Origin of the sequence: Streptomyces durbertensis (assembly GCF_014156695.1) — a bacterium.
Classification (GTDB): domain Bacteria; phylum Actinomycetota; class Actinomycetes; order Streptomycetales; family Streptomycetaceae; genus Streptomyces; species Streptomyces durbertensis.
In genome coordinates this window covers 1-10,814 of the sequence record NZ_WMLF01000167.1, presented here as the reverse complement: position 1 = coordinate 10,814, position 10,814 = coordinate 1, and the positions used below count along the sequence as shown (strand labels likewise).

The 10,814-nt window shown below is 72.3% G+C and carries 3 protein-coding genes; all 3 read left to right on the top strand.

Translation table 11 applies throughout. The annotated features are described in order from the left end of the window. Positions 1 to 8 precede the first annotated feature (8 nt). Positions 9 to 5,846 (top strand): non-ribosomal peptide synthetase, encoded by a 5,838-nt coding sequence (locus GL263_RS13325; protein ID WP_323379380.1) that lies wholly within the window; start codon positions 9 to 11, stop codon positions 5,844 to 5,846. A 1-nt stretch (position 5,847) separates the two neighbouring features. Then, positions 5,848 to 7,662 (top strand): carbamoyltransferase family protein, encoded by a 1,815-nt coding sequence (locus GL263_RS13320; RefSeq protein WP_182855895.1) that lies wholly within the window; start codon positions 5,848 to 5,850, stop codon positions 7,660 to 7,662. After that, on the top strand, positions 7,655 to 10,814 hold a 3,160-nt coding region (locus GL263_RS13315; protein ID WP_182855894.1), incomplete at its 3' end, for a non-ribosomal peptide synthetase. The genes GL263_RS13320 and GL263_RS13315, both read left to right, overlap by 8 nt.

Sequence of the window (10,814 nt, the reverse complement as noted above, 5' to 3'; positions counted from 1 at the left end):
GTCGTGGGGTGGGTGCGGAGGTTCCGGTGGGGGTGTGTGTGGAGCGTTCGTTGGAGACGGTGGTGGCGACGCTTGGGGTGTTGCTTGCGGGGGGTGTGTATGTGCCGTTGGACACCGGGTTCCCGGTGGAGCGTATGCGGTTCATGTTGGAGGACGTGGAGGCTGGTCTTGTTCTCACACACGGCGCTGCGGGGGCGTTGGTGCCGGACGGCCCGTGGGAGGTCGTCGACCTTGGTGAAGCGGAAGGTCTGCAGACGGGTGACCTGACGCTGGAGCGGGTGGCGCGTGAGGTTACGAGGGTGAGTGCGGAGCACGCGTGCTATGTGATCTTCACGTCAGGCTCCACCGGTCGCCCCAAGGGCACCACGGTGGCGCACGGCAACGTGACGCGGTTGTTCGAAGCGGTTCGTGCGCGGCTTCCGTTCGGCCGGGGTGACGTCTGGTCGCTGTTCCACAGCTTCGCGTTCGATTTCTCGGTGTGGGAGATGTGGGGTGCGCTGACCAGCGGTGGGCGTGTGGTGGTGGTTCCGTACGAGGTCAGCCGTGACGCTGACGCGTTCTATGCGTTGGTGCGGGACGAGCGGGTGACGATGCTCAGCCAGACGCCTTCGGCGTTCCGCCAGTTCGAGGGTGTGGACGCGCGGCGGCGGGATGAGTTGGCGTTGCGGGCCGTGGTGTTCGGTGGTGAGGCGTTGGATCGTGCGTCGGTGCGGCGGTGGGGTGAGCGGCACGGGTACCGGGAGCCGTTGCTGGTCAACATGTACGGCATCACCGAGACGACCGTGCACGTCACCTACGCCGAGGTCACCGAGAACCAACTGGACGGGGCGTTCACGCAGATCGGCTCCGCTCTGCCGGACCTGCGCATCCATGTGCTGGACCCGTTCGGTCAGCCGGTGCCGGTCGGGGTGGTCGGTGAGCTGTATGTCGGCGGTCCTGGTGTGACGCGTGGCTATGTCGGGCGTCCGGGGCTGACCGCCGAACGCTTCGTCCCTGACCATCTGGGTGGGGAGCCCGGTGCGCGGCTCTACCGCAGTGGGGATCTGGCCCGGTGGAGAGCCGATGGCGGGCTGGAGTATCTGGGGCGGGGTGATGGTCAGGTCAAGGTGCGTGGGTTCCGGATCGAGCTGGGGGAGATCGAGGCGGCCCTGAGTCGCCGGGGCGGCATCCGGCAGGCGGTGGTCATCGTCCGCAACGACCTCGGAGAGGACCAGGCCGACCTGGTCGCCTACCTCGTCGCCGACAACGGCGCCTCGCCCTCTATCGGGGAGCTACGGGACGCTCTCGCTGAGGATCTGCCCGGCTACATGGTCCCGCGCAACTTCGTCTTCCTCGACGAGCTGCCGCTGACCTCTCAAGGCAAGCTCGACCACCGCGCCCTACCGGCGCCGAGCAGTGAACGACCGGACACAGGCGCGGAGTTCGAGCCAGCCCTGCCGGGCATCGAGGAGCAGCTGGCCGGCATCTGGAGCCAAGTCCTGGGCGTCGACCGGATCGGCCGTCACGACAACTTCTTCGACCTCGGCGGCGACTCCATCCGCAGCATCCAGGTCCTCGGCAAAGCCCGCGACGCCGGCCTGGTGCTCGGTTTGCCGGAGTTGTTCCGGGCGCCGACTCTTGCCGGGCTGGGCGGGTTGGTGACGGTGGACGCGGCGGGCGGCGAGGGCCGGTCGGCTGTCCCCGTGACCGAGCCGTTCGGGCTGGTGTCGGCAGAGGACCGCGCGCGGCTGCCCGAGGGTCTGGAGGACGCCTATCCGATGGCGGAACTCCAGCTCGGCATGGTCTACGAGATGGAACGGGACCCCGACCGCAACCCGTATCTGAACGTGGAGAGCCTGCCGATGGCCGGCCGGTTCGACGCGGTGGTCTTCCGGCGCGCGCTTGCACTGGTGGTGGCGCGGCACCCGGTGCTGCGGACGTCGTTGGCGCTCACCGGTTTCAGCGAGCCGATGCAGCTTGTCCGTACCACGGTGACGCTGCCGTTGACCGTCGTGGACCTGCGGGGCCTGAGCGACGCGGAGCAGTCGGCGACGCTGCGCGAGCGCGTGAGCGCCGAGCGCGCGCAGCGGTTCGACGTCCGTTCGGCGCCGCTGTGCCGGATGAGTGTGCACGTCCTGTCGGAGGACGCGTTCCAGTGGACGGTGACCGACCACCACGCCATCCTCGACGGCTGGAGCCTGGCCTCCACCCTCGCCGAGATCACCGACACCTACCACGCGCTCCTGCGGGGCGAGGACGCCGCCGCGCCCCCGCTGCGCTCCACCTACCGCGACTACATCGCCGCCGAACGCGCCGCCCTCAACTCCACCGCCAGTGCCGCCTACTGGCACAACCTGCTCGCCGGCCATCCGAGGGATCCGCTGCCCTGGCGGTCCGCTGACACGGACGACGGACTCGCCGGAGCGGCGTTGGAGGGGGAGACCCATCTGCGTGACGAGGAGCAGGGCTACGGGGTACTGAACACGCCGCTCTCCGAGAGGCTGCTCACTTCTCTGGAGGGGTTCGCGGCGTCCGCGGGCGTGCCGTTCAAGTCCGTGGTGCTTGCCGCTCATCTGCGGGCCATGACGCTGGTCACCGGCAGTGCGGACGTCGTGACGGGCCTGACGTCCAACGGCCGGCTGGAGGAGACGGACGGCTCGGAGGTGCGGGGCCTGTTCCTCAACACGGTGCCGTTCCGGGTGCGGATGCCGCTGGGCAGCTGGGCCGATCTGGCACGGGCCGTGTTCGCCGCGGAGGGGGAGATGCTGCCGCACCGCAGGTATCCGATGTCCGCGCTCCAACGCGGTCTCGGCGGGGGCGCGCTCTTCGACGTGAACTTCACGTACAACGACTTCTCGCAGCTCGGGTTGCTGGCGCGGAGCGGCGCCTTCACCCCCGAGGGCCCGGGTGCGGACATCCAGGGGGTGGCGATCACCAACTTCCCCTTCAGCGTCACCGCGAGTCGGGAGGCGGTGCTCGGCGGTCTGCGCCTGGAGTTCGAGTACGACCTCCGGGAGCTGACGGCGGCGCAGGTCACGCGCATCCGTGACTACCACCTGCGGGCGCTGGCGGCGATGGCGGCGGACTTCGACACCGACCTCGACAGCGACCACCTGAGCGCCGAGCTGATGAGTGCGCCGGAGCAGGAGGTGCTGGCGGCCTGGCACGATTCCGGCGTCTCGGCCCCGGGCCTGCCGGTGCACGAGCTGCTTCGTCGCCAGGCACTCCGCACACCGGACGCCGTGGCCGTGGAGGACGGCGACACTCGGCTCAGCTTCGCCGAGCTGGACGCCCGCAGTGAACTGCTGGCCCGCTCGCTGCGGCGGCGCGGCGTGCGGCAGGGCGATCTTGTCGGTATCTGCCTGCGGCCGGGGGCCATGGCGCTGGTCACGCTCTGGGCGGTGTGGAAGGCGGGTGCGGCGTTTGTCCCGCTGGACCCGGACCTGCCGGAGCGGCGGCTGAGCGTCATGCTGGAGCAGGCGTCCCCGGTGCTGATCGTCACCGATGTACCCGCCGAAGTGCCCCAGGGCTACGCCGTGTTCGACCCGGTGGTGGCACCCTCCTCGGACGCGGAGCAGGAGGAGTCGGCGGCGCCGCTGCCCGATGTCGACGACCACGACCTCGCGTACGTGATGTTCACCTCCGGTACGACGGGCCGGCCCAAGGGCGTGATGATCGAGCACGGCAGCCTGTCCGAGTACGCGCTCGGCACCCTGGCCGCCCGGACCCGCTCGCTGGGCTCCACGCGTCCCTTGCGGGTCGTGACCGGCAGCTCCGCCTACATCTCCGACTTCTTCATCGAACAGGTCCTGCTGGTGCTGGAGGGCCACACCCTGTGTGTGCTCGGCCAGGAGGAGCGGCGCGACCTGCGCCACCTCGTCGAGCGCGCCCACGACAAGCGACGCGCGGCGGACGTCGTCGACACGACGACGCTCCAGATGCAGGTCCTGGTGGAGCACGGGCTGCTGGACGCGCCCCACCCGCCCCGCCTGGTCGTGTTCGGCGGCGAGGCGTGCCCACCGGACCTGTGGGACCGGATGGCCGCTCACCCCGCCGTGCGGGCCGTCAACTCCTACGGGCCGACCGAGGCGACGGTCGAGGCGACGCTCGCCGAGGTGAGGGAGGGCACCACACCCGTCATCGGCAGGCCCCGCCCCGGCATGCGGGTCCGCCTCATGGACGACGCCGGGAACCTGGTCCCGCCGGGGACGGTGGGCGAGATCCACCTGGGCGGTCCCGGAGTCGGCCGGGGCTATCTGGGGCAGCCGGCGCTCACGGCCGAGTGCTTTGTGCCGGACGCCTGGGACCCCTCGGGGGGCCGGCTGTACCGCACCGGCGACCTCGGGCGCCTCACCGGGTCCGGCGAGCTCGAGTACCTGGGCCGGGCCGACCACCAGCTGAAGGTGCTCGGCCAGCGGGTCGAGCCGGAGGAGATCGAGGCGGTGCTGCGCGCCCATCCGGGCGTGGCCGCGGCGGTCGTCGGTCTCAGGCCGGGGTTCGACGGGCTCCTGGCGAACATCGTCGTGGTCGACGGCGCGTCGGTGGACCACCGGGAGCTGCGCCGGCACGCGGCGGCCCAGCTGCCCGCAGCCGCCGTCCCCAGGTTCTTCGTGGACGTGGACGTCCTGCCGCACACCGTCGTGGGCAAGCTGGACCGTGGCGCTTTGCGGACGCCGACGGAACCGGCGGCGCCACGGGGGGAGGCGCCACGGGGGGAGGCGCCACCGCAGGTCACGCCGCCGGCGGCAGACCGGACCACCCGCGACGCGGACCACCTCCGGGTGCCGGACGACCCCGGCCACGACCCCGGCCACGACCCCGGCCACGACCCCGGCCACGACCCCGTCTCGACCGAACGACGGGTGAGCGCGGCCTGGGGGAAGGTGCTCGGCCTGCGGGTGTCCCGTGACGACGACTTCTTCCTGGTCGGCGGGCACAGCCTCCTGGCGCTGCGGCTGGTCGGTGAGCTGGGTGAGGTCTTCGGGACGACCGTGCCCCTCGCCCAGCTGTACGAGACGCCCACTGTGGCCGGTCAGGCGGAGTACCTGGACAGGCGGCTCGGGAGGGCTCGCGCGCGGCAGACACGTGGCGGCGGGCGCCGGGTGGTGTCCCTGGGCGGCACCGCCGGGGCACGGCCTCTGGTTCTGGTGCACCCGCTGGGGGGCACGCTGTTCTGCTACCTCGATCTGGTCGCCCGGCTCTCGGACTCCTTCGAGATCCTGGGAGTCCAGGCGGACCTGCTGGGAGGCGGCGGCGCGGCGGACTTCGCGGGGACCGCGCAGCGGTACGCCGACGAGCTGGCACCGCTGCTCACGGGCCGTCGGCCGGTGGTCGCCGGCTGGTCGGCGGGCGGTGTGCTGGCCCACGAGGTCGCCGGTCGGCTCTCCGCGCTCGGGGTCACGCCGGAGCGGGTTGTCCTCGTCGACGCCGCGCCGGGTCAGGATCCGGAGGACGCCGAGGACGGACGGGCCCTGGAGCGGCTGCGCGCCGACGTGGCCCGGCGGGGGCTGCCGAAGGTCCTCGCCGACGGGGCGGCGGACGGCCTGCTGCGACTCCTCGGGGTCGACCCGGCGGAGCTGGCTCAGCTGGGCGGTCCGATCGCCGACTCGCTGATGGAGTTCTGGCAGGGGATGCTCGCCGGTCTCGCCGGCCACCGGCCGTCGGTCTTCGACGGGTCGGTCCACCTCGTCCTCTCGCGCCACGGCGCCGAGGAGGCACGTCGCACCGCGGTGGCGGGATGGCAGCGGCTCGCTCGTGAGCTGCGGGTCTCCCTCGCGGACGGCGACCACTACCAGCTCATCCGCGATCCATGGGTCACAGCGGTCGCCGACGCGATCGTCAACACGACGGATACGAAGGGAGTTTGACATGCTGGTGCTCGGAATCAGCGGACTTGACCGGTCGATGTCCGTCAAGAAGGAGCTGCTGCCCGGCCTGGACTGGCGCGAGCAGCGCCTGGTGCAGGGACTCGACGCGGCGGCCGCCCTGGTCGGCGAGGACGGCGTGATCGCCGCCTCCGCGCAGGAACGGCACGACGGGAACAAGGGCACGGGCGCGTTTCCCGCGGACGCGATCGAGGCGTGCCTGCGGATCGCCGGAGTGACACTGGACGACGTCGACTTCCTCGCCCACGGCTTCCACTACGAACCGTCGGCGGTCTTCGAACGCGACGAGTTCTCCCGGCGCTGGTTCCGCGACGTCTACCGCAGGGAAGTGCAGCTGGACGTCCTGCGGTCGCACTACCCGGACCAGGACTGGGAGCGGAAGTTCGTGCCGGTGCGCCACCACGCGGCCCACGCCGCCAGCACGTACTACCTGAGCGGCTTCCAGGACGCGACGGTCCTGGTGGCGGACGGGATGGGGGAGGCCGAGTCGACCTCGGTGTTCCACGGCGCGGGTGCCGAGCTGCGCCCGGTACGCAGCTACTCGACCTCCGCGTCCCTGGGCATCCTGTACAGCGTTGTCACCCAGTACCTGGGCTTCCTCCCGGGCATGGACGAGTACAAGGTGATGGGCCTGGCGCCGTACGGCGACGCCGGGCGGTACGCGCACGTGGTGCCCGATCTCCTGCGGACCCTCGACGGCGGCCGGATCGTGGTTCCGGTGCTGGCGCACGACAAGTCGCCGACCGAGCGGGAGACCCATCGCGGTGCGATCCGGCGGCTGGAGGAGCTGTTCGGTCCGGCACGGCACCCCGAGGCGCCGGTGGACCAGCGCCACATGGACGTCGCCGCGACCGTGCAGGGCGCGCTGGAGGCCGGTCTGCTGCACGTGCTGGACGCGGCGGCCCAGGAGCCCGGCCGCTCCCGCAACCTGTGCATGGCGGGCGGCGTCGCGCTCAACTGCACCGCCAACGGGGTGGTCGCCCGCGGCGGCCTCTTCGACCGGGTGTTCGTCCAGCCCGCCTCGGGCGACGATGGCACGGCGCTGGGCGCGGCACTGTGGAAGCTGAGGCAGGAAGCGCCGGCGGCACCCACCGCCATGACGATGCCCTACTGGGGTGAGGAGTTCGGCGAGTCGGAGATCGAGGCGGCACTCGGCGGGCTCGGTGACGGGTTCACGGTGAGCAGGCTGAGCGAGGACGAGCTGCTGGCGCGGGTGTCCGCGCTGATCGGCGCGGGCAAGGTGGTGTCCTGGTTCCAGGGGCGGATGGAGTTCGGCCCGCGCGCGCTGGGCAACCGCAGCATCCTCGCGGACCCCACGTCGCCGGACATGCGGGCGCATCTGAACACCATGGTGAAGCAGCGTGAGGAGTTCCGCCCCTTCGCGCCGGCGGTCCTCGCCGAGGAGGCGCACCGCTACTTCGAACTCCCGCCGGAGCAGGAGGCCATGTACCGGCACATGCTGTTCGTCACGCAGGTGCGGCCCGAGTACCGGGACCTGCTTCCGTCGATCACGCACGTCGACGGCTCGGCGCGGGTCCAGACCGTCGACCGGGAGACCGCGCCGCGCTTCTGGCGTCTGATCCGCCGGGTCGGCGACGACCGGGGCATCCCCATGGTGGTCAACACCTCGTTCAACCTGCGCGGCCAGCCGGTGGTCCGCACGCCCGAGACCGCGGTCGCCACCTACGCCCGTTCCACGCTCGACGCGCTCGCGATCGGCGACTGGCTGGTCACCCGCACCTCGGCCGACGCCGAAGCGCGCCCGGGTATACGGACGGAGGACGCCACCCATGAGTGAACATCCCCTGCCCGCGCCGGGGAAGGCGCCGGCGGCGGACCTCCGCGAGGGCATCGCCGACATCTGGCGCGGCACGCTCGGACTGGGCGAGGTCCGGGACGAGCACCACTTCTTCGACGAGGGCGGCGACTCCGTACTCGCCGTCGAGGCGGCCACCCGGTTGCGCGAGCTCACCGGCACCGAGCTGGACCTGGACATCCTGTACGACTACCCGGAGTTCGGGGCTCTGACGGCACTGCTGACCGGCGGCACCGACGGCACGCCGCGCCCGGAGCCCCGGGCGCTGACCGGTCCGGAGGAGCGGCTGTGGATCACCGAACAGCTGCACCCCGGTTCGGCCGTCTACCACATCGCCGTCCGCTACCGGTTCGACGGAGCGCTGGACGCCGCCCGGCTGCGTGCGGCGCTGGACGCGCTCGCCGCCGAACACGAGGCGCTGCGCAGGCACTTCGTGAAGCCGGGCGTCGCCCAGGCCGCCGCCCGGGTGTCCGTGCCGTTCCGCTGGGTGGACGGGCGGAACGTGCCCGAGGCGAGCGTCGGCGAACTGCTCGACACCGAGGCACGCGTCCCGTTCGACCTCGCACGGCCGCCACTGCTGCGGGCCCTGCTCCTGGACCAGGGCGAGGCAGGCAGCCAACTGCTGTTGACGATCCACCATCTCGTCTGCGACGGCATGTCGTTGAGCCTGCTGGAGTCGGAACTCCAGCGGCTCTACGAGGGCGGTCGGACATGCCCGCCCGACGAGGCGGCCGACAGCCGCCGCGGGGAGGCCGCGCCCGGCACCGGAGCGGCGGGACCGGGCCCCGGCAGCGCGCTGGACCACTGGCGCACCGTGCTCGCCGACGCCCCGCGAGGACTGTCCCTGCCCCACGACCTGCCCCGCCCGGCCCGGCTGGGCACCACGGGCGGCGCCCACCGGGTCACCCTGACCGACGAACAGCTGGCGCCGGTGTTCGCGTTCGCCGAGCAGGAACGCCTCAGCGACTTCATGACCTGGCTCACCGCCTACGTGGTGGGGCTCGCCGCGGTGACGGGCGACCGGGACCTGGTCGTCGCCGTGCCACTGTCCGCCCGCGAGCCGGCGCAGCGCGACGAGGTGGGCATGTTCGTGGACGTCCTGCCGCTCCGCTTCACCCTCCAGCCGGGCGCCACCACGCGGACTCTCGCACGCCAGGTGCGCCGGGTGGTCACCCAGGCGCTCGCACACCGGCGGATACCGTTCCAGACGCTGGTCGAGGAGCTCTGGCCCGGCGGTGAGCGTGCCCGGGCCCCGATCGCCCAGACCTCGCTCACCTACCTGGACACCAGCTGGTGCGGGCTGCGGCTGGGCGGTCACTGGGCGGAGCGGGAGCAGCTCAGTACGGGCACGGCGAAGTACGAGGTGCTGTGGCAGGTGACCAGGCGTTCCCGTGGCACGGTCTGCGAACTGGAGTACTCCGCCGACCTGTTCACCGCCGGACGTGCGACCGCCGTACACGAGCGCCTGCTCGCGGCGGTGCGCGACGCCTTCGCGACCCCGGACGGAAAGCTGCCCGGCGCGGTCACGGACGTCACGTCCACGGACGTCACGGCCGCCGACCCCACGGCCGCCGGCTTCACAGGGGTGCACGACCGGGTGCGCCGCCACGCCGAAGAGCGACCCGGCGCGACGGCCGTCCAACACGGTGCCGACACGATCAGCTACGGGGAGCTGGACCGGCGGGCCCGCGCGGCGGCCGCCGCACTGCGCCGGGCCGGACTTGTCCGGGGCGGCGTGGTGGCCGTGCCGATGGAACGCGGGGTCGCGGCGGTCACCGCCTGCCTCGGCGTGCTGTACGCGGGCGGCGCCTACCTTCCGGTGGACACCGCCCAACCCGCCGGCCGCACACGGGAGATCGTCGCCGCCGCCGCGGCGACCGCGGCCGTTGTCGCCGACGAGAGCACCGCCGGAGCGCTGGCTGACGTCGTCCCCGTCCACCGGCTGGACGAGTTGCTGGCGACCGACCCGGACCTGTACGAGCCGGTGCCGCTGACCGGCGCCGACGTGGCGTACGTGATGTGCACCTCGGGGTCCACCGGGCGCCCGAAGGCCGTGGTCGTACCGCACCGGGCGGTCAACCGCCTGGTTCCCGACGCGGAGTTCGTGACCTTCGGCCCCGGTGACCGTGTCGCGCACGTGTCCAACCCCGCCTTTGACGCGGCGACGTTCGAGGTGTGGGGTGCCCTGGCGGGCGGCGGTGTGCTGGTGGTCGCGGACCGCGAGGTCCTGCTGTCGCCGGCACGGATGCGCGCCTTCCTCGCCGAGCAGCGGATCACCGTGATGTTCCTGACGGTCACCCTCTTCAACCAGCTGGTGGACTTCGCCCCCGACGCGTTCCGCCACCTGCGTGTGCTGCTGTTCGGCGGGGAGAAGCAGGACGTCCGCAGGCTGGAGCGACTGTTCGCGGGGCAGCCGCCCGCCCGGGTGGTCAACGGCTACGGCCCCACCGAGAACACCACCTTCAGCACCACACACGCGGTGACACCGCGGGACGTGGCGGCCGGCGTGATCCCGCTCGGGCGGCCGCTGCCGCGCAGCACGGCCTACGCGCTGGACGAGTCGGGGTACCCGGTGCCACCGGGCGGCACCGGCGAACTGTACGTGGGCGGCGACGGTCTTGCGCACGGCTACCTCGGCGCACCGGAACTGACAGCCGCCGCCTTTGTACCGGACCCGTTCGCCACGGAGCCCGGACAGCGGCTCTACCGCACGGGCGACCAGGTCCGGGTCGGACCGGACGGCGGCTTCGAGTACGTCGGCAGGTTCGACGACCAGGTCAAGGTCCGGGGCCACCGGGTGGAACTGGCCGAGGTGGAACGTGCGGTGCGCGGCCAGGCCGGCGTCGCCGACGCGGTGGTCCTCAGCCGCCGTACTCCGGACGGCGCCGAGATCCTGGCGTTTGTGTCGTCCGGTCCTCGGCCGGCCGGCACGGCACCCCTGGACGCCGCCTCACTCGGTACGGCCCTGCGCGCACAGCTCCCGCTCTACATGCTCCCCACCGTGGTGGTCGTGGACCGGGTACCGGTCACCCCCAACGGCAAGGCCGACCGCGCGGCGCTGCTCGACACGCTGTCCCCGTCCAGCCGGGACAGCAACGCCGCTGACGCCACCGAGGACACCGCCGGCCAGTCCC